17 protein-coding genes are annotated in these 24,479 nt (G+C 60.7%); 3 read left to right on the top strand and 14 right to left on the bottom strand.

The genetic code is table 11. The features are described 5' to 3' along the window. The 8 genes from fdhA to BLU63_RS13085 all read right to left on the bottom strand — a co-directional run bounded on the left by fdhA (nt 1) and on the right by BLU63_RS13085 (nt 10,077). Nucleotides 1-1,200 carry a formaldehyde dehydrogenase, glutathione-independent gene (fdhA, locus tag BLU63_RS13120; protein WP_077747277.1) on the bottom strand — a complete coding sequence of 400 codons (1,200 nt, stop codon included), beginning with the start codon at nt 1,198-1,200 and terminating at the stop codon, nt 1-3. A 203-nt stretch (nt 1,201-1,403) separates the two neighbouring features. After that, nucleotides 1,404-2,261, bottom strand: coding sequence for a formyltetrahydrofolate deformylase (gene purU / locus BLU63_RS13115; protein ID WP_010467046.1), 858 nt, complete (start codon nt 2,259-2,261; stop codon nt 1,404-1,406). Between the two features lie 147 nt (nt 2,262-2,408). Further along, nucleotides 2,409-3,041, bottom strand: a complete 633-nt coding sequence (locus tag BLU63_RS13110; RefSeq protein ID WP_077747276.1) for a sarcosine oxidase subunit gamma — start codon at nt 3,039-3,041, stop codon at nt 2,409-2,411. 149 nt (nt 3,042-3,190) lie between these two features. Further along, a complete protein-coding gene (locus BLU63_RS13105) occupies nt 3,191-6,208 on the bottom strand; it encodes a sarcosine oxidase subunit alpha (RefSeq protein WP_077747275.1) in 3,018 nt (1,005 codons plus the stop codon). After that, nucleotides 6,205-6,534, bottom strand: coding sequence for a sarcosine oxidase subunit delta (locus BLU63_RS13100; protein ID WP_010467039.1), 330 nt, complete (start codon nt 6,532-6,534; stop codon nt 6,205-6,207). Before BLU63_RS13100 ends, BLU63_RS13105 begins: the two co-directional genes overlap by 4 nt. A gap of 14 nt (nt 6,535-6,548) precedes the next feature. After that, nucleotides 6,549-7,799: a sarcosine oxidase subunit beta gene (locus BLU63_RS13095; protein WP_007947735.1), complete on the bottom strand. Its 1,251-nt coding sequence runs from the start codon at nt 7,797-7,799 to the stop codon at nt 6,549-6,551. Nucleotides 7,800-7,822: 23 nt separating this feature from the next. Further along, nucleotides 7,823-9,076, bottom strand: a complete 1,254-nt coding sequence (gene glyA, locus BLU63_RS13090; RefSeq protein ID WP_010467035.1) for a serine hydroxymethyltransferase — start codon at nt 9,074-9,076, stop codon at nt 7,823-7,825. A 284-nt stretch (nt 9,077-9,360) separates the two neighbouring features. Next, on the bottom strand, nt 9,361-10,077 hold the full coding sequence (locus BLU63_RS13085; RefSeq protein WP_083375608.1) for a TraX family protein: 717 nt from the start codon (nt 10,075-10,077) through the stop codon (nt 9,361-9,363). Nucleotides 10,078-10,210: 133 nt separating this feature from the next. On the opposite strand from BLU63_RS13085, the gene BLU63_RS13080 reads away from it, so the two are divergent. Together BLU63_RS13080 and BLU63_RS13070 are read left to right on the top strand one after the other, a co-directional pair. Beyond that, on the top strand, nt 10,211-11,251 hold the full coding sequence (locus BLU63_RS13080) for a threonine aldolase family protein (RefSeq protein ID WP_010467030.1): 1,041 nt from the start codon (nt 10,211-10,213) through the stop codon (nt 11,249-11,251). A 264-nt stretch (nt 11,252-11,515) separates the two neighbouring features. Beyond that, nucleotides 11,516-12,340, top strand: a complete 825-nt coding sequence (locus BLU63_RS13070) for an SDR family oxidoreductase (RefSeq protein WP_083375606.1) — start codon at nt 11,516-11,518, stop codon at nt 12,338-12,340. Nucleotides 12,341-12,477: 137 nt separating this feature from the next. On the opposite strand, the gene gbcB is transcribed toward BLU63_RS13070, so the two are convergent. Further along, nucleotides 12,478-13,578 (bottom strand): glycine-betaine demethylase subunit GbcB, encoded by a 1,101-nt coding sequence (gene gbcB / locus BLU63_RS13060; protein ID WP_010467027.1) that lies wholly within the window; start codon nt 13,576-13,578, stop codon nt 12,478-12,480. A gap of 283 nt (nt 13,579-13,861) precedes the next feature. On the opposite strand from gbcB, the gene gbcA reads away from it, so the two are divergent. Continuing rightward, a complete protein-coding gene (gene gbcA, locus BLU63_RS13050; protein ID WP_010467026.1) occupies nt 13,862-15,157 on the top strand; it encodes a glycine-betaine demethylase subunit GbcA in 1,296 nt (431 codons plus the stop codon). 107 nt (nt 15,158-15,264) lie between these two features. On the opposite strand, the gene BLU63_RS13045 is transcribed toward gbcA, so the two are convergent. The 5 genes from BLU63_RS13045 to etfB form a co-directional block, all read right to left on the bottom strand. Next, nucleotides 15,265-16,509 carry a metallophosphoesterase family protein gene (locus BLU63_RS13045; RefSeq protein ID WP_083375605.1) on the bottom strand — a complete coding sequence of 415 codons (1,245 nt, stop codon included), beginning with the start codon at nt 16,507-16,509 and terminating at the stop codon, nt 15,265-15,267. Between the two features lie 27 nt (nt 16,510-16,536). After that, a complete protein-coding gene (locus BLU63_RS13040) occupies nt 16,537-18,405 on the bottom strand; it encodes a c-type cytochrome (protein WP_083375604.1) in 1,869 nt (622 codons plus the stop codon). Between the two features lie 159 nt (nt 18,406-18,564). Further along, nucleotides 18,565-22,017, bottom strand: a complete 3,453-nt coding sequence (locus BLU63_RS13035; RefSeq protein ID WP_083375603.1) for a GMC family oxidoreductase N-terminal domain-containing protein — start codon at nt 22,015-22,017, stop codon at nt 18,565-18,567. Between the two features lie 1,025 nt (nt 22,018-23,042). After that, a complete protein-coding gene (locus BLU63_RS13030; RefSeq protein WP_083375602.1) occupies nt 23,043-23,609 on the bottom strand; it encodes a GNAT family N-acetyltransferase in 567 nt (188 codons plus the stop codon). A gap of 84 nt (nt 23,610-23,693) precedes the next feature. Continuing rightward, nucleotides 23,694-24,464 (bottom strand): electron transfer flavoprotein subunit beta, encoded by a 771-nt coding sequence (gene etfB, locus BLU63_RS13025; RefSeq protein ID WP_010467008.1) that lies wholly within the window; start codon nt 24,462-24,464, stop codon nt 23,694-23,696. Nucleotides 24,465-24,479 lie beyond the last annotated feature (15 nt).

The following is a 24,479-nucleotide window of genomic DNA, read 5'->3' as shown; positions in this document are numbered from 1 at the left end:
TTACGCCGCACTGAACAACTTATGCGGATCAATCACAAACTTCTTCGGCACGCCCGCATCGAACTCGCCATAACCGCGTGGCGCGTCATCAAGGCTGATGACTTCCACGCCAACGATGTCGGCAATGTGAATGCGGTCCCACATGATCGCCTGCATCAGCTGGCGGTTGTACTTCATCACGGGCGTCTGGCCGGTGTGGAAGCTGTGGGATTTGGCCCAGCCCAGGCCGAAGCGGATGCTGAGGCTGCCCATTTTTGCGGCAGCATCGACGGCACCTGGATCTTCGGTCACGTACAGGCCCGGGATACCGATTTTGCCGGCAACCCGTACCACGCCCATCAGCGAGTTGAGCACGGTGGCCGGGGCCTCGTGTTTCACGCCGTCATGGCCGTGGCCGCGCGCTTCGAAGCCTACGGCGTCGACGGCGCAATCCACTTCTGGCTCGCCCAGCAGTGCAGCGATTTGTTCGTGCAGCGGGGTGTCCAGGGACAGGTCGGCGATTTCGAAACCCTGGGCCTTGGCGTGTGCCAGGCGGACGGTGTTGACGTCACCAACAATCACCACCGCCGCGCCCAGCAGGCGGGCGGACGCGGCAGCGGCCAGACCGACAGGGCCGGCGCCAGCGATGTACACGGTGCTGCCTGGGCCAACGCCAGCGGTGACTGCGCCGTGGTAACCGGTCGGCAGGATGTCGGAGAGGCAGGTCAGGTCGCGGATTTTTTCCATCGCGCGATCACGATCAGGCAGTTTCAACAGGTTGAAGTCGGCATACGGCACCATCGCGTACTCAGCCTGGCCGCCGGTCCAGTCGCCCATGTCGACATAACCGTAAGCACCGCCCGGACGCGCCGGGTTAACGCTCAGGCAAACACCGGTATGCATTTCCTTGCAGGAACGGCAGCGCCCGCAAGCCACGTTGAACGGCACGGAGACTAGATCGCCGATCTGCAGGTTTTCGACGTCGCTGCCCTTCTCGATCACTTCGCCAGTGATTTCATGGCCCAGCACCAGGCCAGTCTGAGCAGTGGTGCGGCCGCGCACCATGTGCTGGTCGGAACCACAGATGTTGGTGGAAACCACACGCAGGATGACGGCGTGGTTAATCTTCCTGCCGCGCGGGTCCTGCATTTTCGGATAGTCGATTTTTTGCACCTCGACCTTGCCATTGCCGAGATACACCACACCACGATTGCCAGACATGCTTTCACCTCGCTGTTGTTTTTATGTAGCGGTCGCGTCGCCATGGAGCGGCGGCGCGTTGATTGCTCGGGTTATTGCCTGTGTCTTGTGTTGCCTGATAGGGCCTCTTCGCGAGCAGGCTCGCTCCCACATTTGATCGGGGGTGTACACACGTCTGTGACCAACACAAAACCGGTGGGAGCGAGCCTGCTCGCGAAAGCGAACTAGAGAACGACCGTGCGATTGGCGTTGAGAAACACTCGTCGTTCAATGTGATACCCGACGGCCCGCGCCAGGGTCAGCCCTTCGATATCCCGACCTTTGGCGATCAAGTCTTCCGGGTAATGACTGTGGTCCACCGCCTCCACGCCCTGGGCGATGATCGGCCCTTCGTCCAGGTCGTTGTTGATGTAGTGCGCCGTGGCGCCGACCAGTTTCACGCCCTTGTTGTAGGCCTGGTGATAAGGCTTGGCGCCCTTGAAACCCGGCAGCAACGAGTGATGGATGTTGATCGCCTTGCCGTCGAGTTTGCGGCACAACTCTGGCGACAGGACTTGCATGTAGCGGGCAAGGATCACCAGTTCAGCGCCGGACTCTTCGATCACCTGCCACACCTGACGCTCTTGCGACGGCTTGTCGTTCGGGTCCAGCGGGAAGTGGTAGTACGGAATCTGATGCCAGTCGGCCAACGGTTTGAGGTCCGGGTGGTTGGACACCACGGCGGCCACGTCCATCGACAATTGGCCAATGCGTTGGCGGTAGAGTAAATCGTTGAGGCAGTGATCGGCCTTGGAGACCATGATCACCACTTTTGGCCGGTAGTTCGGTGGTGTCAGCTCGAAGACCATCCCGAAGGCTTTGCCACGCTCTTCCAGTCCGGCGCGGAAGGCTTGCTCGTCGAAGCCATCGGGCTGGCGGAATTCCACGCGAATGAAGAAACGGCCCGAGAGCCGATCATCGAAGGAATGGTGCTCGGTGACGTAGCAGCCCTGCTCGAACAGAAAGCGGGTCACCGCGTCCACGGTGCCGAGGACGCTTGGGCAGTCGGCGGTCAGAATCCATGTGTCTGGGGCGCGGCTCATAGTGCGGTGACTCCTGAGAGTTCGGGGAACAAAACATTCTCCTGTGGGAGCGAGCCTGCTCGCGAAGAGGGCGTGTCAGTCGACATCAATGTCGCTGAGATACCGCCTTCGCGAGCAGGCTCGCTCCCACAGGTGATCGCCTCCTGATCAGGCCTGGACGCTTAGGCCGTATTCCGCCGCCGCATCCTGCAACCACAACCACCAGTAATCCGAGAAGCTGCGACGGATCAGCAGTTCCCAGGTGTCTTCGGCGGTGTGGCGGATCACCAGTTGCGACTTGGCAAACACGGTGCCGACAGCCTTGCCCACCGGGAAACTGTTGGGGTGCACGTCGTAGCTGGTGGATTTCATCAGCACCTGGCGCACGTTCGGGCCGCTCAGTTCGAGGATCTGCTGGCCGCCGCTGACGTTGGTGATCGCGATGTGCAGGTCGCCCAGCGCTTCACGCAGTTTTTGCTCGGCGGCGAATTCTTCGCCGGTCGGCACGATCAGCAGCCATTCATCCGGCCCCATCCATTGCAGGCTGGTTTCGCCTTTGACGACGACGGTCAGCGCGGCCGGCAGTTCGATCCCGAGGGCCTTGTGCACGCCAGCGGCGAACGCCGCATCGTGGCCATCACCACGAATAGTCAGGTGGCCGAGGAGTTTTTTCTCACGCACGATCACGCCGGCGCTTTTACGGCCCTTGCCCACCAGGCTGGCGAGGCCGGCATGATGCAGCGACGACTCGGCCTTGGCCCCGGTGGTTGGGCGTTGTTGGTACACATTGGCTGCGGTCATAAAGCACCTTTCCTGAATTCTGTTGGTTCCTGTGGTGGCTGCACTGCCGTCATCGCCAGCAGGCTAGCTCCCACATTTGACCGCGATCTCCTGTGGGAGCGAGCCTGCTCGCGAAGGCGGTAGCAGGCACCCCACAGGACCCGAAGCCATTAGATGTTCTGGCGATCACCCTTTGGATCGAAGAACACCGAAGAAACGATTTCCGCCTCGATCACGCTGCCATCGGCCAGCGGTGCGAACACGCGCTCACCGATGCGCTTCAAACCGCCCTTCACCACGCCCATGGCAAACGAATAGCCCAGGGAGTTGTGCAGGTAGCTGGAAGTGACGTGACCGACCATCGTCATCGGGATCGTCTGCTTGGTGTTGAACACCAGTTGCGCACCTTCCGGCAGCCATTTGGTCGGGTCGATCGGTTTCAGGCCCACCAGCTGTTTGCGTTGATCACGCACGCAGTCTTCGCGGTTCATGCCACGCTGGCCAATCCACGAGAACGGTTTGGTGCGACCGACACACCAGCCCATGTTCAGGTCGTCCGGGGTCATCGAGCCGTCGGTGTCCTGACCGACGATGATGAAGCCCTTCTCGGCCCGCAGGATGTGCATGGTTTCGGTGCCATACGGGGTCAGGTTGTACTGCTTGCCAGCCTCGACGATTTTCTCGAGCACGCCCATCGCATAGTCGGCTTGCACGTTGACTTCGTACGACAGCTCACCGGTAAACGAAATCCGGAAAATCCGCGCCGGCACACCGCCGACCAAAGCTTCTTTCCAGGTCATGAACGGGAAGGCTTCGTTGCTCAGATCTGCGTCGGTCACTTCGCTGAGCAGCTTGCGGCTGTTCGGCCCGGACAGGGTCATGGTTGCCCAGTGATCCGTCACGGACGTGAAGTACACCTTCAGGTCTGGCCATTCGGTCTGGTGGTAGATTTCCAGCCATTGCAGCACGCGAGCAGCGCCGCCGGTGGTGGTGGTCATCACGAAGTGGTTATCGGCCAGGCATGCGGTCACGCCGTCGTCGAACACCATGCCGTCTTCTTTGCACATCAGGCCGTAACGGGCCTTGCCCACGTCGAGCTTGGTCCAGGCGTTGGTGTAGATGCGGTTCAGGAACTCGCGGGTGTCCGGGCCCTGGATGTCGATCTTGCCCAGGGTCGAAGCGTCCAGCAGGCCGACGCTGTCGCGCACGGCTTTGCATTCGCGTTTCACCGCAGCGTGAATGTCTTCACCGTTTTTCGGGAAGTACCAAGGACGCTTCCACTGACCGACGTCTTCAAACTCGGCGCCGTTTTTCACGTGCCAGTGATGCAGCGCGGTGTGACGGACAGGTTCGAAGATGTGCCCACAGTGACGACCGGCCACGGCGCCGAAGGTTACCGGCGTGTAGTTCGGGCGGAACATGGTGGTGCCCATCTGCGGGATGGTCACGTTCAGCGAACGGGCGGCGATGGCCAGGCCGTTGACGTTGCCGAGCTTGCCCTGGTCAGTGCCGAAGCCCAGTGCGGTGTAGCGTTTGACGTGCTCGACCGACTCGAAGCCTTCGCGGGTCGCCAGTTCGATGGCGGCGGCGGTGACGTCGTTTTGCAGGTCGACGAATTGCTTCGGTCCGCGTGAGGTGCCTTTTTCGTGCGGCACCTGGAACAGCGCCAGGGTGGGCTCTTCGAGACGGCTCAGGGCCTTCGGCAACGTGCCTTCGACCACACTGAAACCGGCTTCGCTGGCTGCGCGAGCGCCGCCTTCAAAACCATCGGCCAACGAATCGCCGAGGCCGTAGACGCCGTTGATGCCACCAACGCACACGCGTTTCTGCGGTGCTTCGCCCGGTACGAAACCGAGGATGTCTTCACGCCAGATCGGTTTGCCACCCAGGTGAGAAGCCAAGTGAACCACCGGGCTGTAACCACCGGAGCTGGCGATCAAATCGCAATCAAGCCACTCGCCAGGGCTGGTCACGGCGTGTGCTTTGACATCGATCGCGGCAACGCGAGCGGCGGTCACGTGCTTGCTGCCACGGGCCTCGATCACGGCGCTGCCGGTCAGGATGCGAATGCCTTTGGCGCGCGCTTCTTCAACCAATGCACCGCGCGGATTGCTGCGGGCGTCGGCGATGGCCACCACTTGCAGGCTGGCATCGAGCCAATCCAGCGCCACGCGGTAGGCGTGATCGTTGTTGGTCGACAGCACCAGTTTCTTGCCCGGTGCCACGCCGTAACGGCGAACGTAAGTCGAGACAGCGCCGGCCAGCATGTTGCCCGGCACGTCGTTGTTGCCGTAGACCAGTGGGCGCTCGTGAGCGCCGGTTGCCAGCACCACACGTTTGGCGCGAACCCGGTGGATGCGCTGACGCACCTGGCCAATCGGAGCGCGGTCGCCGAGGTGATCGGTCAGGCGCTCGTGAATGGTCAGGAAGTTATGGTCGTGGTAACCGTTGACCGTGGCGCGCGGCAACAGCAGCACGTCCGGGGTGTCTTTCAGTTCGGCGATGACGCTGGCGACCCACTCGGCCGCTGGCTTGCCGTCGAGGCTTTCGCGGGAGTCGAGCAGGCTGCCGCCGAACTCTTCCTGTTCATCGGCGAGGATGACACGAGCACCGCTGCGCGCAGCCGCCAGTGCAGCGGCCAGACCTGCGGGGCCACCGCCGACGATCAGCACGTCGCAGTGCTGGTTCATGTAGTCGTAGGTGTCCGGATCGTTCTCGGTCGGCGAGCGGCCAAGGCCGGCGGCCTTACGGATGTACTTCTCGTAAGTCATCCAGAACGATTGCGGGTACATGAAGGTTTTGTAGTAGAAGCCCGGCGGCATCAGCTTGCCGCCGACCTTGCCGAGAATCCCCATCATGTCGTTGTTGACGCTTGGCCAGCCGTTGGTGCTGGTGGCGACCAGGCCTTGATACAGCGCTTGTTGCGTGGCACGTACGTTCGGGATCTGCGTGGCTTCGGTCGCGCCGATCTGCAGCACGGCATTCGGCTCTTCGGCGCCGGCAGCGAAGATGCCGCGCGGACGGGAATACTTGAAGCTGCGACCGATGATGTCGACACCGTTGGCCAGCAGGGCAGCGGCCAGCGAATCGCCTTCAAAGCCTTTGTAGACCTGACCGTTGAAGGTGAAGCTCAGCACTTTGTTGCGGTCGATCCGTCCGCCGTTGGACAGGCGATTGATCTGGCTCATACCTTCTCTCCCAGAGCCGTCGTGGCCGCTTTCGGGCTATCGGTCTTGTCGGTGAACTGCGGCTTGGCGCCGATCTTGTAGGTCTCGAGAATCTCGTAGGTCACGGTGTCGCGGGTCGCGTTGAAATACTGACGGCAACCGGCGACGTGATCCCACAACTCGTGGTGCAGACCGCGAGGGTTATCGCGGAAGAACATGTAGTCGCCCCACTCCTCGTCGGTGCAGGTGTTCGGATCCAGCGGGCGCGGAATGTGCGCCTGGCCGGATGCGTGGAATTCCTCTTCGGAGCGCAACTCGCCGCAGTGAGGACAGAAGATATGCAACATGGGGATTTCTCCTGTTAGTGGGCAACCGCAGCAGCGCCGTGTTCATCGATCAACGCACCGTTGTGGAAACGGTCGATGGAGAAAGGTGCGGCCAATGGGTGCATTTCACCCTTGGCCAGACTCGCGGCAAACACGTTGCCCGAGCCAGGTGTGGCCTTGAAGCCGCCGGTACCCCAACCGCAGTTGAAGAACATGTTCGGGACCGGGGTTTTCGAGATGATCGGGCAGGCATCCGGTGTGGTGTCGACGATGCCGCCCCACTGCCGGTTCATGCGCACGCGGGACAACACCGGGAACATCTCGACGATGGCCTGGATGGTGTGTTCGATCACCGGGTACGAACCACGCTGGCCGTAGCCGTTGTAGCCGTCGATACCGGCGCCGATCACCAGGTCGCCCTTGTCGGACTGGCTGATGTAACCGTGTACGGCGTTGGACATGATCACACTGTCGATAATCGGCTTGATCGGCTCGGACACCAGCGCTTGCAGCGGATGGGATTCGATCGGCAGGCGGAAACCGGCCAGCTTGGCCATGTGCCCGGAGTTACCGGCGGTCACCACGCCGACGCGCTTGGCGCCGATGAAGCCTTTGTTGGTTTCAACGCCGATGCACACGCCGTTTTCCTTGCGGAAGCCGATCACTTCGGTCTGCTGGATCAGGTCCACGCCCAAGGCGTCGGCGGCACGGGCAAAGCCCCACGCCACGGCATCGTGACGGGCCACGCCGCCGCGACGCTGAACGGTTGCGCCCATCACCGGGTAGCGAGTGTTCTTCGAGCAGTCGAGGTACGGGATCTCGTCGGCCACTTGCTTGGCATCGAGCAGTTCACCGTCCACGCCGTTGAGGCGGTTGGCGCTGACCCGACGCTCGGAATCACGGATGTCTTGCAGGGTGTGGCACAGGTTGTAAACGCCGCGCTGGGAGAACATGACGTTGTAGTTCAGATCCTGGGACAAACCTTCCCACAATTTCATCGCGTGTTCGTACAGGTGCGCCGACTCGTCCCACAGGTAGTTGGAGCGAACGATGGTGGTGTTGCGCGCGGTGTTACCGCCGCCCAGCCAGCCTTTCTCGACCACGGCCACGTTGGTGATGCCGTGCTCTTTGGCCAGGTAGTAAGCCGTGGCGAGACCATGCCCGCCACCGCCGACGATGACCACGTCATAGACCTTTTTAGGGGTCGGCGTGCGCCACATTTTCTGCCAGTTTTCGTGATGGCTGAGGGAGTGTTTGAAGAGGCCGAAGCCCGAGTAGCGTTGCATAGTCATTTACTCCAAAACCGCGCTCAGCGATAAACCGGGAAGTCCGCGCACAGGGCCGACACTTGCTGGGCAACATTCGCTTCCACGTCGGCGTCGCCGAGGTTGTCGAGGATGTCGCAGATCCAGCCGGCCAGTTCCACGCACTGGGTCACCTTGAAGCCGCGCGTGGTCACCGCCGGGGTGCCGATGCGCAGGCCGGAGGTCACGAACGGCGACTGTGGATCGTTCGGGACAGCGTTCTTGTTGACGGTGATGTGGGCGCGACCGAGTGCTGCATCCGCCTCTTTGCCGGTGAGGCCCTGACGGATCAGGCTGACCAGGAACAGGTGGTTATCGGTGCCGCCGGACACTACATCGTAGCCGCGTTTGATAAACACGCCGGCCATGGCCTGGGCGTTGTCGATCACTTGTTGCTGGTAAACCTTGAAACCAGGCTCCAGCGCTTCCTTGAAGCACACGGCTTTACCGGCGATGACGTGCATCAGCGGGCCGCCCTGTGCGCCGGGGAATACCGCAGCGTTGAGCTTTTTCTCGATTTCTTCGTTGGACTTGCACAGGATCAGGCCGCCACGCGGACCGCGCAGGGTTTTGTGGGTGGTGGTGGTGACCACGTCGGCGTACGGCAGCGGGTTCGGATACAGGCCAGCGGCGACCAGACCGGCCACGTGGGCCATGTCGACGAACAGCAGCGCACCGACCTTGTCGGCGATCTGACGGAAACGTGGGAAGTCGAGGGTCTTGGAGTAAGCCGAGAAGCCGGCAACGATCATCTTCGGTTTGCATTCGACCGCCAGGCGCTCGACTTCGTCGTAATCGATCAACCCGGTTTTGGTGTCGATGCCGTACTGCACGGCGTTGTACAGCTTGCCCGAGGACGACACTTTGGCGCCGTGGGTCAGGTGACCACCGTGGGCCAGGCTCATGCCGAGGATGGTGTCGCCCGGCTGGATCAGGGCCAGATACACAGCACTGTTGGCCGAAGAGCCGGAGTGCGGCTGGACGTTGGCGTAGTCGGCACCGAACAGTTGCTTGGCGCGTTCGATGGCCAGCGCTTCAACTTTATCGACGTGCTCGCAGCCACCGTAGTAGCGCTTGCCCGGATAGCCTTCGGCGTATTTGTTGGTCAGGCCGCTGCCTTGCGCTTCCATGACGCGTTTGCTGGTGTAGTTCTCTGACGCGATCAGCTCGATGTGATCTTCCTGGCGTTGCTCCTCGGCATTCATCGCCGCCAGCAGTGCATCGTCGTAACCCTGGATCTGGTCTTGCTTGCTGAACATCGCGTCTCTCCCAGCGGCATCTATGCGCCATTCGTCTCGGTAAGGCACCGGTGTTTCGACAGTGCCCTTTGATGCGATGGTATGACCGGCGCAGACAGGCCAAATGCCTACGGACGCCACGCAAAGGTGCGTTTACGACATGGCGGGAAATGGCATGCCGAACACACTCCTCAAATCACCAAGGAACCCCTGTAGGAGTGAGCCTGCTCGCGATAGCGGTGGGTCAGGCAACATCAATGCTGGCTGTGACGGCCTCATCGCGAGCAGGCTCACTCCTACAGGGGTCAGGCGATTGCCTGGCGCATTGCGAGCAACAGCAAAAAATGCAGCGGATACAAGGCATACGCCCAACGCCGCATTGGCGGCGGCTGGAAATGCCGGGTATGTCGCAACAGGAACAACCCGAGCAATGGCGCAATCAGACAGGCGGCAATGCCGAGGAAGGCTGCACGGTTGCCGATCCGCGCGGAGTAAAACAGCACCTCCCATTGATTCGCCGCCAAACACACCAACCCCGGCAACAGGCTGAAATACCAGGGCCGGCGGATCACCAGCAACGTCGCCAGCGGCAGCAGCACCCCGAAGAATCCAAACATCAGCCACTGCGGGAACAGCGCCGCCAGCGCCAGCGCAACCACCGCGAGCAGTCGTGATTGCAGGCGTTGATCCTGCCAGCCGCGGGCCACCAGCAATCCCAGCGCCAGCGTAGGCAACACGTTCAAGGTGTCGGGATCGGGAATGTACATCCGGTAGGGAATTTCGCTCAGGGCGCTGAACAACAGCAACCAGCCCAGGTAACGCCACTGGCCGTCGGTCGTCGTGGCACCAGTGCGCGCAAGGTTGGCCGCCATCGCCAGGCAGAACCACGGAAACGCCAGCCGTCCCGGCACATACAGCAGATCGACGGAGTAACCGACATATCGCAGGTGATCGAGCACCATGCTCAATAGCGCCAGCCACTTGAGCAGATCCAGTGCCCCATCCCTTTGCGTCATGTGCATAATTGCCCGTCGTCTTTGTAGTGTTCTGTCAGACGCATCCCGTGTGCTCGCCGGATGATCTTCGGTAAAGTGCGCACCATCATTGACCACGAGGCGCTTCACCATAAGCGTCTCGACCACGGAAAGCAGGGCCATGACCGATAAGAGCCAACAATTCGCCAGCGACAACTATTCCGGTATCTGCCCTGAAGCCTGGGCTGCCATGGAACAGGCCAACCACGGCCACCAACGCGCTTACGGCGACGATGAATGGACCGCACGCGCGTCCGATGATTTCCGCAAACTGTTCGAAACCGACTGCGAAGTGTTTTTCGCCTTCAACGGCACCGCGGCCAACTCGCTGGCCCTGTCGTCTCTGTGCCAGAGTTACCACAGCGTGATCTGCTCGGAAACCGCCCACGTCGAAACCGACGAGTGCGGCGCGCCGGAATTCTTCTCCAACGGTTCCAAGTTGCTCATTGCCCGCACCGAAAACGGCAAGCTGACCCCGGAATCGATCCGCGAAGTCGCCCTCAAGCGCCAGGACATCCACTACCCGAAACCCCGCGTCGTGACCCTGACCCAGGCCACCGAAGTCGGCAGCGTCTACACCCCGGAAGAAATCCGCGCCATCAGCGCCACCTGCAAAGAGCTGGGCCTGAACCTGCACATGGACGGCGCGCGCTTCTCCAACGCCTGCGCATTCCTCGGCTGCTCCCCGGCCGACCTGACCTGGAAAGCCGGCGTCGATGTGTTGTGCTTCGGCGGCACGAAAAACGGCATGGCGGTGGGTGAAGCGATTCTGTTCTTCAACCACAAACTGGCCGAAGACTTCGACTACCGCTGCAAACAGGCGGGGCAACTGGCCTCGAAAATGCGTTTCCTGTCGGCACCGTGGGTCGGGATTCTGGAAAACGACGCCTGGCTCAAATACGCTCGCCACGCCAACCATTGCGCGCAGCTTCTTGCAGAACTGGTCAGCGATATTCCCGGCGTGGAACTGATGTTCCCGGTACAGGCCAACGGCGTGTTCCTGCAACTGTCGGAGCCGGCCATCGCTGCACTGACGGCCAAGGGCTGGCGTTTCTACACCTTCATCGGCAACGGCGGCGCACGCTTCATGTGCTCGTGGGATACCGAAGAAGAACGCGTACGTGAATTGGCGGCGGATATTCGCGAAGTCATGTCCCACTGATTCCTTCAAACAGCAACCCGATCCCCTGTGGCGAGGGAGCTTGCTCCCGCTCGGCGGCGCAGCCGTCGTAGAACCAGCCAATGCGGTCTGCCAGACAGACCGCATTCTCAGTATTCGGGGCCGCTTCGCAGCCCAGCGGGAGCAAGCTCCCTCGCCACAAAACCCCTTTCCCCCTCCCCTGATCACTCACCCTGAAACTCTTGGTCTACATTGATTGGCGAGCCGCTTCTATCCGCTCAGACAATAATAATCAGGAGCGTACGCATGTCCTTACAAGGCAAAACCCTGTTCATTACCGGTGCCAGCCGTGGGATTGGTCGTGAGATCGCGCTGCGAGCTGCGCGGGATGGGGCCAACATTGTGATTGCCGCCAAAAGCGCCGACCCCCACCCCAAACTGCCCGGCACGATTTTCAGCGTGGCCAAGGAAGTTGAAGACGCGGGTGGCAAGGCGCTGGCCTTGCAGGTGGATGTTCGCGATGAACTCGCGGTACGCGAGGCGCTGGCCCAGGCCCACGAGCATTTCGGCGGTATCGATGCATTGATCAACAACGCCGGGGCGATCAAGCTGACCGGCGTTCAACACATCGAGCTCAAGCGCTTCGACCTGATGCACCAAATCAACACCCGCGCCGTGTTGCTGTGCAGCCAGGCTGCCCTGCCCTATCTGAAAAAAACCAAGGGTCACATTCTTAACCTGTCGCCACCGTTGAACCTGGCGACGAAATGGTTCGCCCAATACAGCCCCTACACGGTGACCAAATACGGCATGAGCATGCTGACCCTGGGCATGAGTGAGGAATTTGCCAGTTATGGCATCAGCGTCAATTCGTTGTGGCCGCAGACGATGATTGCGACGGCGGCCATCGAGTTTCAGCTTGGCTCAAGGGAATCCTTCAAACACGCACGAACGCCGGCGATCATGGCCGATGCTGCTTACGCAATTCTGGACAGCAGCGGTCGCAGCATTACCGGGCGGTTGCTGATTGATGAAGAGATTCTGAGTGAGCACGGGGTGACGGATTTTGAACAGTATCGGTTCGCGCCCGACACCACTGACCCGCTGATGCCGGACCTGTTTGTCGACTGAAGAAAACAACCGGTCAGAAAAGATACAAAACCTGTGGGAGCGAGCCTGCTCGCGAAAGCGCCGGATCATTCAACATCGATGTTGAATGTCCGTATGCCTTCGCGAGCAGGCTCGCTCCCACAAGGGATTGGCGTTGCTTAGAACTCGATGCGCACGTCGCCCTTCGGCACGCTGCAGCACGACAGGATGTAGCCTTCGGCTTCGTCTTCCTCGGTAATCCCGCCGTTGTGGTCCATTTCGACCTCGCCGCCCAGCTTCAGCACTTTGCACGTGCCGCAAATGCCCATGCCGCAGGCCTTCGGAATCAGCAAGCCCAGCTTGGCCGCCGCCGCATGCACGGTTTCACCCGGGGCCACGCGAATGCTCTTGCCGGAGGAGATAAATTCGACTTGATGCAGGTCTGCCAGATCAACTTCCGGCGCGTCGGCAGCAATTTCGGCCTGTTCCACCGCATCGGCGCGGGCTTCCGGCGGCGTGGCACCGAAGGATTCCTCGTGGTAACGCGACATGTCGAAACCGGCGGTCTCGAGCATGCGCTTGACCGCGTTCATGTATGGCGTCGGGCCGCAGCAGAACACTTCGCGCTCCATGAAGTCCGGGGCCATCAGTTCGAGCATCTTGTGGTTCAGGTAACCGCGATAACCCGCCCACGGCTCACCCAGACCATGCTTCTCGCAGATCAGGTGAAGGCTGAAGTTATCGATCCGCGACGCCATGTGTTCCAGCTCGCGGTGATAAATGATGTCTTTGGGCGAGCGGGCGCTGTGGATAAACACCATGTCGACGTTGCCGTTGGTGTCGTAGAACCAGCGCGCCATCGACATGACCGGCGTGATGCCGACGCCGCCGCTGAGGTACAACACCTTCGGCGCGGTGAAGTCCATGGCGTTGAACAGCCCGACCGGCCCGTGCACCGCCAGCTCCTGACCTTCATGCAGCGTGTCGTGCAACCAGTTCGAGACTTTGCCGCCCGGTACGCGCTTGATCGTCACCGAAAAGCTGTACGGCACCGATGGCGAGCTGGAAATGGTGTAGGAGCGCATGATCGGCACGCCTTCGATTTCCAGCTCCAGGGTGACGAACTGCCCCGGTTTGAAGAAGAACAGGATCGGCTGGTCGGCCATAAAGCAGAAGGTGCGCACATCCCAGGTTTCCTGGATGACTTTGACGCAACGGACGATGTGTCGACCGTTGGCCCAGGTCTGGGTGGTTACCGGATTCAGGAAGCTGTTGGACATGCTGTTCTCCACCGCCGATGGTCGGCCTTATGTTGGCGATTCTGCGTATAGCGCGAGCCACCCATTTACCTATCTGCGACATTCACATACTTATCGCGACCAGCCCCCAACTACCGGGGGTTGCGCGTCGGGAACAGATTGGGCCATGTCGCCCATGGATAAGGTTCTGCCCAGCGCCGGCCCCACACTCGCTCCATACCAAGACACAATCTTTACACCTTGCGTAGCAAACCTGATTAGCCACTTTCGCCGGCCACACAGAATGGCCTTGAGGATCAAATCGATGGACGTCACCGCAAAAATCAGCCTGGGCGATCCGCTGGAACCCGCACGCAAGGCCACCGCGCAGATGCTGCAAGAGCGCGAGCGCACTTTCTCGCTGCCGCAGCCGTTTTACTCTGACGAGCGGCTGTTTGATATCGACATGCAGGAAATCTTCCAGAAAGAGTGGTTGATCGCCGGCATGGCTTGCGAAATCCCGACCAAGGGCAACTACCTGACCCTGCAAGTCGGCAAGAATCCGATCATCGTGATTCGCGGCGCCGAAGGCGTGATCCATGCGTTCCACAACGTCTGTCGTCACCGCGGCTCGCGTCTGTGCACCAGTGAAAAGGGCAAGGTTGCCAAACTGGTCTGCCATTACCACCAGTGGACTTACGAACTGGACGGTCGCCTGCTGTTCGCCGGCACCGAAATGGGCGCCGACTTCGACATGAAGCAGTACGGCCTCAAACCGGTGAACGTGAAGACCGCCGGCGGCTACATCTTCATCAGCCTGTCGGAGAACCCGCCAGCCATTGATGACTTCCTGTCGACGCTGAACCATTACATGGAACCGTATGACATGGAAAACACCAAGGTGGCGATTACCACCACCTTGATGGAAAAGGCCAACTGGAAGCTGGTGCTGGAAAACAACCGCGAGTGCTACCACTGCAACGCGTCGCACCCGGAACTGCTGAAAACCCTGCTGGAATGGGACGACGTCACCGACCCGCGTGCCGACCAGGCCTTCAAGGACCACGTCGCGGCCTCCGCCGCTGCCTGGGAAGCCGAGAAGATCCCTTACGCCCACGCCAGTTTCGGCCTGCGTAACCGCATCGTGCGCATGCCGCTGCTCAAGGGCACCGTGTCGATGACCCTGGACGGCAAACAGGGCTGCGCCAAACTCATGGGCCGCATCAAGAACCCGGACCTGGGCTCGATGCGCATCCTGCACCTGCCGCACTCGTGGAACCACTGCATGGGCGATCACATCATCGTCTTCACCGTGTGGCCGATCAGCGCTCAGGAAACCATGGTCACCACCAAGTGGATCGTCCACAAGGACGCCGTTGAAGGCGTGGACTACGACGTGGAGCGCATGCGCCAGGTCTGGGACGCCACCAACGACCAGGACCGCCGTCTGGCCGAAGAGAACCAGCGCGGGATCAACTCCACGGCGTACCAGCCAGGGCCTTACTCCAAGACCTATGAGTTTGGTGTGGTGAACTTTGTGGACTGGTACAGCGAGCGTCTGTTGAGCAACCTCGGGGCCGAGCCTGCGCCTTACCTCAAGGGCGTTCCGGTTCAGGGCTAACAGCAAAAGCATCGCGAGCAGGCTCGCTCCCACAGGGGATCTTTGGTGCGCTGAAGATCGAATGTGGGAGCGAGCCTGCTCGCGATGACGGCCTCACATTCACCCGATCAACTTGAAGACCACCGCACGCTGCCATCCTCCCCGATAAACGTCTCTTCGATGTGCTCCCCCACCAACCGCACCTTCACATACCCATTCAACACCCGATCCGGGTACGCCTCATCCCGCGCATTCTCGGTTTCCGACCACAACACCCGTGTATGCCCGTCCAGCTCGCTGGCATTACCATACGGAATCGCCCCATGCCCGGCGCAACGCGCATGCAGTCCACCCTGGGCCGCATAGCAAATGCCATTGTGCAAATGCCCCCAATACCAGTAATCAGGCTCCCGACCCAACGCATCACAGACCGGCTGATACAACGCCGTCTTGTTGTGCCCGGAAATATCGAACCCCTGATGGTGACTGAGCACCATGATCTTCTTGCGCTGGGGCAGTTCTTTCATCCAGGCGATCTGCTCCTTGTTCAGCGTGCCGTCCATGTACAGATTGATGGCGTCTGACGCATAGGCCGTGTCGAGCCCGACCACCAGCCAATCGTCGTTGTACAACGCGAAATAACTGGTGCCCTGCTGCGCCGGAAAACGCTTGGCCAGTTCCTTGAAATAACCGTGGGCGCCGCTGTACATCTCGTGATTGGAGTTGAGGGTGAATGAGCCGTGCTTGCCCAGGGGCCAGCCGACCATGTCGACGTCTTCCTGGGAATGGGTGCCGGCGTAATACACATCCCCCAGGTGAATAGTGAAATCGGCCTGAGCCAGTTGCATCTGGTTGGCCACCGCCACCGCCGGGGCGTGGCTGTCGAACGGACCGGTGCCCCAGTCGCCGGCGATCGCCAGCACCACGTCACTGTCCATCTTCATCAATGCCGGGTTAGTGGCGAACGGCGCGTGATGGCGCAGGTTTTCGATCCACTTGAGCAGCGCTTCGCTCCACAACAGATCCAGCAGTTCCCACTTGCGACAGCCCAGCAGACTGCCGTCCTTGAGCACCCGGGTCTGCAACTGGTCGACCGATTGCGGCAAAGGCGTGGCGTTGCCGATGTGCAGGATTGACAAACCGTGGGACAACTCCCACGGCACGCTTGGCTGATCGACCGGCAGATCGCCGTGTTTGAGCACGTATTGCGCCTGATCGTGGCCACGCTGCAACAGGGCGACGATGGCCTGGAACTCCTCGGGCTCAAGCTCGCTGATGAGCTTTTTCCAGGACATTTCCAATCGCGTGAACAGCCCATGCACGCGAACTTTGACCTTGTCGTATTCATGTTCCCAATGAGTAACTAATGACATGTTGGCATTCCTCCATCCGTAGTGGGATCACAGGGTTTTCATGAACTCGATGAGCGCCCGTTTATCGATGTCCGACAGTTGCGTGCCGTACAGGTGGCCGCTGTTGTGGTTACCCTCCAGGCGCGTGTCGTATTTGAAGTCCGCCGAGGCCTTGGCCTGCGCCCCGCTCGTGACGAAGCCGACCTTTTCCTGGTCGTACACATCGGAGCCGGTGTAGAACACCGACGGCCGCTGTTCCGGCGTCTGCAGCAAATCCCACAACGTGGGCACCGAACCGTTATGCAGGTAGGGCGCCCGCAGCCAGACACCATCGGTCGGCGTGTTGCTGTAGCTCTGGGTCTTGCGATAGGCGTTGAAGTCGAATGGCGGTTTCTTGAAGGTGTGGAAGGCCTCCACCAACCCCGTGGTGAACGAGTTCAGGCGATGGGGATCGGTGCCCAGTTCGTCGATGCGGGTGGTGACCTGGCCGGTGTCGGTGCGACCGAAGTCGTGACAGCCGGCGCAGTTCTGATCCCAGACCGGTTTGCCCTGGGCGACCTTGGCCTGGTCCAGCGCGAACGGCCAGACGGGCGGCTTGGTGCCGAGCAGCCAGTTGGTCACGCGGTTGAAGCTTTCCGGCAGCACCGATTCCGGCGTCGCACCCACGGCCATTGCCGCTGCGTAGTTGCGCTCGTGGATGTCGTTGTTGTTGCCGTCCCAGTGCAGGTACAGCGACTCCCGGGGTTTCTGGTTCCACACTTGCGGCAGGTCGACGGTGCCGATGGTCGAGTCATCCGGGAAGCCGAACACCACCATTTTCGTCGGGTTGAAGGTGTCGGTGCGCCCCGGTCCCTGTTGCGGGCGCAGCTTCTGCCAGGCGTAGGCCTGTTTCTGTTTGAGCAACGCGCTCTTGGCCATCGGAATGATCAGGTAGCGGTTGTACAAGCGCTCGAAAAACCCGAGTTGGAACTTGCCGTTGATCGCAGTCATCACCGCGTCGGTGGTGAATGTCGGATCGCTGGCGCAATCGTAGGCGAACCACTGAAAGGCTTGCAGTTGAAGGGTATTGGCCGGGGCGGTGGCCACCGGGGTGGCAACGTCGCTGGCATTGGCCCGGTAGGAACCGGTGTGACACAGGGCGCAGTTCGGCTCCACGGTCGGGTAGCCGATTTGCCGCTTGGCCATGCCGATGGGCAGGTCCTTGCCGTTCTCAAAGAGGAAACCGAAGACTTCATAGCCGCCGGGTCTGGGCAGTTTCTCGGGGCACATCTGCGGCAGCACGGCGAACAGGTAATACGGGATGCGCGCTTCAATGCCCAAGCCGATAGCGGCGTACTTGTAGTGGTCTTCGTCGGAGGCGTACTTCTCGGCTGGCACCACCCGCAGCATCTGGTACCAAGTCTCGTAACCGATAAATCCCAGCACCAGAACCACGATCAGCGTGCCGACCTTGAAACTGTGCCGCTGCCAGCGCAGCGCCCAGCCGGCACGCCATTCCCGCCAGCCGTCACAGAGCAACGCCAACGGACGATTGGCCGGCGTGCTGCCCAGGTACAGCAGGATGCCGAGGATCAGGAACATGCTCAGATCGCCCATCAGCATCGGCACGAACACCGATGCCTGGCTGCTGGTGTTGATCAGGTAGATCCAGAACGCCACGGCGATCAGTCGCGACAACACACATAACCAGGAATGCACCACAAACCGCGGCGCATTGAAGCCCGACGGCATGTAGAACACGCTGATACCCACCAGCAGCATGCCGGCGTTTTCAAGCCATGGATCGGAGAGTTGCGGTGGCAGGCCGAGCATCGAGGTCAGCAGCGCCGGAGCGAAAAGCGCCGGGATCGCGAAGACCATGTTCATCACGATGCCTAGCCAGATGAAGCGTTGGAACCAGCGGATGTAACTGTCCATATCATCCATTTCCTTCTAATCCTGAACACCGTCCACTGTGGGAGCGAGCCCGCTCGCGAAAGCGTTGTATCAGGCAACGTCAATGTTGACTGTGCCGCCGCTTTCGCGAGCAGGCTCGCTCCCACAGGTTGTGCGACAAATCTCCAGCCACCGGCGGTATTAGCCGAGGGCGGTTTTCTCGAGGTGTTGCAGGATGATCGGGTACACATCGACCACCGCGTCCTTGCCGAACATGCAATCGATATGGCCGTACCCCGGCACCACATGCCGGCTGTAACGCTCCGGCCCATGGACCTTGCACACGCGGTCATAAGTCTTGAGCGTGCTTTCCGGCAGGTAGCACTGGTTGTCCGCGCCGCTGATAAAGCAGATCGGCATGCTCAGCCGGTCGAAGTGCGGCATGTAGACGTCGTCACCCTTGAAGTCCACCAGATGGCCTTTGCGCACGATCAGCGCCAGGTGCTCGAAGGTGTGCATGTTCGACTCGCCAAACAATTCGTGCAGGTTGTCGTGCAAGGTTTCGTTGAGGGTGTCGTGGCGATACAACGACGCGTACATGAAGGTGATGCGATGGCACACCGGGTTGGTGCAGTAGCCTTGGGCCTCGATCCGGGCGTAGCCGTTGAGCGCCTTGTCGTAGAGCTTGTTGAACCAGTTCTCCTTGTTGTCGGCATACGCCGTGAGGGATTTGATGCCGATGGCGTCGAGCATGCCCGGCAGGTGCAAACCGGCCTTGAGCCCGGTTGCCGTGGCGACCACCGTATCCGCCGCGATCTGCGAGCAGACCACCGAGCGCACGCCCTGCAGCCCGGCCAGCAACGACATGAAGAAGGTCGTCGCGCCGTAGCAATGCACCACGCACTGCACGTCCGCCGCCTCGGTTGCCTGGCGGATCTGCGCGATGGCCGCCTTGAAGTCATACTGGGCGATCTGGTCGCCGTTCCATTCCTTCTTGCTCGCCGGCAGCAGGATGCTCACCCGCAAATCCAGGAGCCAGACGTCGTACTCGTGCTTGCACAAGTACTCCAGCAGGTTGGTCTGGATGGTGTCGGTGGAGAAAATATTCGAGCCTACGCCCAACCCGTGCACCAGCATCACCGGCCCTTTGCTGCCGCCCTGATAACGGGTCAGGCGCAATTCGACGTTGTCTTCGGTCTGGAAGAAATGCACCACCGGCGACGGCGCATCCAGGGGTCGTTTGAGCCGTGGCGGTGCGTCGGGGTTGAAGTAGATGTCGCCGGCGAACACGCCGCCATAGCTCTCCCAGAGAATCCCGGCGAAGAACTTGCCGAACCGCGCCAGGCCTTCGATGCGTTCGCGTTCGTTGCGGGCGTTGAGCACCTTCATGGTGGTCATTTGCTTGGCAAAGTCGGTCGGATGGATGTGCATCACCCCGCTGCCGATCACCTCGCCGGTCTTGTCCGGCCCGCGATACAGCGTCACATAGAGGGTGCTGGTGTCGTGCCAGATGTTCAGCACGCCGTTGTCCTCGGGCACGGTTTTGAAGGCGCTGAAGTAAAAGTCGCTGCCGTCCTCGGCGGTCAGTTTCATGTCGTACTTCATGTGGCGCACGCCGACTTGCTGCTGATACTGCTCGAACAGGTTGAACACGCCGTTGCTGGCGGTCAGCGGCTGCGGCGACAGGCTCGGGGCGTTGACCGTACCGACCAGCGTCGCGGCGTGCTCCGGCTCCTTGATCATGCGATTGAGGTCGTTGGCGGTGATGGTCAGGGTGAAATCGATGGGCGAGTTATCTGCCTCGCCGCGTTTGGCCGCCGCTTCGTAGACCTTCAGGTCAGTACTTTGGGCTGCGGTGAAGGCCCGGGAAAAGTAGCCTTTCATGGTTTCGGTGAATTGCACGCCGAGCGTTGGCGGCGCCACTTGTTTGCGTGGGGCCGAAGGCAGCGTGTAGTCGATCTGCCAGCCGCGATCGGCAGCCAGCAGGCCCATGTTGCGCTCGCTCACCGCGGAAATCGTCAGCAACGGATTGACCGCCAGGGACGTCGGAATTACCGCGCCGTCGGTCACGTACAAACCGGCATACACGTCAGTCCCGCTGGCGCCGCTGAACACCTGGCCCTTGTGGTTGACCACGCCCTGCCCCGCGTCCTCGCCCATGACGCAACCGCCCAGGGGGTGAACCGAGACGATGCTGTGCTTGAGCAATTTGGTCCAGATCGGGTTCTCGACCCAGATGCCGCCCAGTGCCTTGGTGCTCAGGTGCAGCCGTTCATTACCGATCTTGACGTTTTCCTGCTCGCCAACTCCCGGCCAGTCGATGCGCAGCTGATCCTTGCTGTCCAGCACCATCCGGCCCTTGCCGTCGTCGTGGCTCATGATCAGGTACGTCTGCATGTTGTGCAGCGCGCCGTAATACGGGCCACGGAGGAAGCTTTCGGCTTCGCGTTCCTTGTACTTCAACTTGCCGGTAAAACTGTCGTCGGTGGGCTGACCGATCAGCTCGGCGAACCCGGCCATGCTCGGCACCATCGGCCGACCGAGGGCACCGGGGATCGATCCTTCTTCGATGACCATGCGGCTACGCCAGTCGCCTTCGGTGCGCATGTCGATGACCGAGGTGATGCACGGGCCGACCGGCTGCAATTCCTTCGCCGGATGCGCGCCGAAACCGATGCCATTGATCGGTTGTGCGCAATTGTGACCGAAGCCGAGGATGTCGCCGTTGCCGCTCATGTTCTCGCCGAGCTGGCCGGACATCGACAGGCCTTTGTCCCGGGAGCGCAGGAGGATTTCGGTGGAGCCGAGGGTGCCGGCAGACACCACGACGATGTCGGCTTTGACGAACAGCGTCGGCGCCGAGAACTTCTCGCGGCCACTGTCCAGGTACTGGAAGTGCACGATCCAGCCATCGCCGTCGCGTTCCAGATGCCGCACTTGCGCCTGGCAGAAAATCTCCGCGCCGTGGTTCCAGGCGTCCGGCAGATAATTCATCAGCGTGGTGTTCTTGGCCTTGTTGTTACAGCCCGAGACGCAGTCGCCGCAATGGTTGCAAGGCAGTTGTTCAACACCGACATGGTTGAGGTTGTTCGGCAGTTTGTCGAAGGTCACGTTGATCGGCGGCCGGTAAAAATGCGCGCCTTGCTTGAGGTAGTCCGCCGACTTCTTGTTGGCTTCGAGTTTCGGCAACACCGGTGAAGTGCTGGGATACGGATTGGGCTTGAGCATTTCCCGCGCCCGGGCGTAACCGTCCTTGAGCAAGGTGTCGCGATGTTCGCGCACCGCCAATGGCCAGCGCGGATCGTCGAAGACACCGGGCTCCGGTTCGAGTGCGACGTTGGCGTTGATCAGCGACGTACCGCCCAGGCCGCAACCGACCACCACGTTCTGCTGGGCGTTGACGTGCAGATCGAACAACCCGGTGCGCGAACCGATGTGGCCGTCCGGGTCGTGCACCTGCAATTCCTCGGTGGCTGCCAGCATCGTGTTCGGGTATTCGCCGGGTTGTATCTCCCGGCCCCGTTCCAGCAGGCAGACCCGCTTGCCGGCGCGGGACAGGCGCGACGCCGCGATCCCGCCGCCGTAACCCGAGCCGATGACGATCACGTCGTAATGTTCCTTGATGTCGCTGATGGGCGTTGCGATCCGTGTCATGGGACTTTCCTCTATCAGGCAGATAGGGCAACTCTGCGGTTGCCTGCAATCGATGGGCGAACGAGTACCTGGCCACTGAGTGAACTCAACGGCAGCACGCGGGTGTCACTACGAAAGGTCGGGCGCTATAGGCGAGCGCGCTGATTGGCGGCGCGGCGGTGAATGCGTTTGCGCAACAAGACCGCCGGGAGGGGCACGCACGTTGCGAAGAAAATGGGGGCGGGCTGGCTATCCATCACGCGTTCTCCCTGAACCAGATGTGGATAAATGACGGCGGTCCTTGTGACCTGTGAGTGAAGACAGGCGACCGATCGAAGTCAAGCCAGCGGCTTAGAACTGTATGAAATCTGATCTATTCCATTCAAGCCTATGCGGGACGTGGCTTTCAGGGTTTGGCGAACAAGTTATCCACACCTCCACCCACAGCTAATGGGGACAAGTGTGGATAGGCGGGAATCTTTCTCCACAGAAACCGAAGAAAAACCGTGACTTATCCAGAAGGCCGGTTTTCCACAGCGATTGGTTGTTTTTTGATCTAAAGCTTGCAGAGCACGTTATACGTGGCTTACAGCGGATGGCGAACACCTTATCCACAGAAGCGCCAACAGACTTTGGGGGCAACTTCGGCCGATCTGTGGAAAACCTCTGAAAACCGCAATATATCGGGCTTTGCGGGTGATTAGTCGCGCAAAACCGCTGATTTGATCGTTTTTTAACCATCTACCTGACAAGCCCGTTTTATAAGGCCTGTAGCGGACAGCGAACATCTTATCCACAGATGCGCTAACAGAGATTGGGGGCAAGTATTGGCTAGCGGACAAACTTATCCTCTGGAAAAAGCCTGTAAAAACCGCAAGTTAGCCTGGTTGTTTTTTGTACGAAGGTTTGCAGGGCTTGTTTTGTATGGTGTGTAGCGAAGGGCGAACATGTTATCCACAGAAGCGCTAACAGGGATTGTGGGTAACCATGGGTTTCCTATGGGATGGAAACGCCAGCCTGAATCTGGCGCAACATCGGGTGAGTGTTCATGGCCGATACATCAGGTAGGCCTCCCCCGTAACCCGAATCATCGGATGGGGCGTGATCTGGCAGGTGTCGACGATGCGGAAGCCATGACGCTCATAGAACCGACGCGCGCCAGTGTTGGCGGCGTAGTCGATCAGGCTCAAGCCGTTGAGCCCGAGCCGGTTGGCACGGTCGTAGGCGTAGGCAAGGAATTGCTTGCCCAGGCCCAGGTTGCGCCAGCCTTCATGCAACGCCAGGCTGGAGATGTACAGGGTGTCGGGGATTTCCATCTTCGCGTAGGGCGCCAGGACCGGATCGGTCGTCGGCTCTGCCAGCGGATCGTGACGCATCACGTAACTGTGCAGCATGCCGATGACCCGGCCCTCCGACTCTGCGATAAGGCAGTTCTGCCAGGAGAAATCAACATCGTCGCGGGCGTAACGAATGGCGCCGACGTCCAGCAGATCCTGACCGGGCCGGGCGAGTTGGCTCCAGATGTAATCGGCAGCCCCCTCCGATGTGATTTGAAACAGACGCGCAATCTCACGCGCATCGGCGCGCACTGCCGAACGAAATTCTACTGCCATTGTTTCCCCATAAATGTCGGTGACACGGACACCCTGTGGGAGTGAGCCTGCTCGCTCCCACATGGGTTCTGTGCTGATTTTCGGTTAGCGGACGACGCCTTCTTCGATCAGCAACTTGAGAATCGCCTCAGCCCCGGCCTGCGCGGTCACGCCTTTGAGCACTTGCCCACCGCCGCCACTGGCCTTGGCCGTCGCAGCTTTCATCCGGTCCGCGCCGCTCTTGGCCTTGATCACCTTCAGACGTTTTGGACGTGGCTTGGCCGGTTGCAGCGTGGCGACGGCCAACAATTCATCGTCGATCACTTCGACTTCATCGGCCTGCAACACCCCGCGTCGGGCCGGGCCGTAGGCGCTCTGCCGAGGTTTCGGTGCAGCGTTATCCACAGTTGCGAGAAACGGCAGCCGCACTTTCAATCGACGGCGTTGACCGCGAGGCAAGGCTTGCAGCACCAGCGCTGAATTACCGTCGATGGACTCCACTTGAGCCAGCCCCACCACCAGCGGCCAGCCGAGGCTTTCCGCCAGCAGGAACGGGAGCATGCCCGAGCCTTCGCCGGTTTCCGCCTGACTGCCAGTCAGCACCACTTGCGCCCCGGCGTCGCGCAGGTACGCGGTCAATGCAGGCAGTGCATCGGCGCCTTGCGGTTGTTCGAGCACATGCAGTTGTTCCAGGCCCATGCCCAGATAAGCGCGCAACGCCGGCTCTGCGACATCGCCGGCATGCAGCACGTGCAAGTTATCCCCAGCCAGTTGCAGACCCAGTTCCACCGCCCGCGCATCCTGCTCCGCGCGACGTGGCCGGCCGGAGGTCGGGTGGGCGCCGATGGACACCAGGCTGATGATTTTCGTGCTCATAACCCTTTCCTTTCC

Origin of the sequence: Pseudomonas mandelii, from assembly GCF_900106065.1 — a bacterium.
GTDB classification, from domain to species: Bacteria; Pseudomonadota; Gammaproteobacteria; order Pseudomonadales; family Pseudomonadaceae; genus Aquipseudomonas; species Aquipseudomonas mandelii.
Note: the sequence above shows the minus strand (reverse complement) of the source record. Positions and strands in the feature narration are given on the sequence as shown.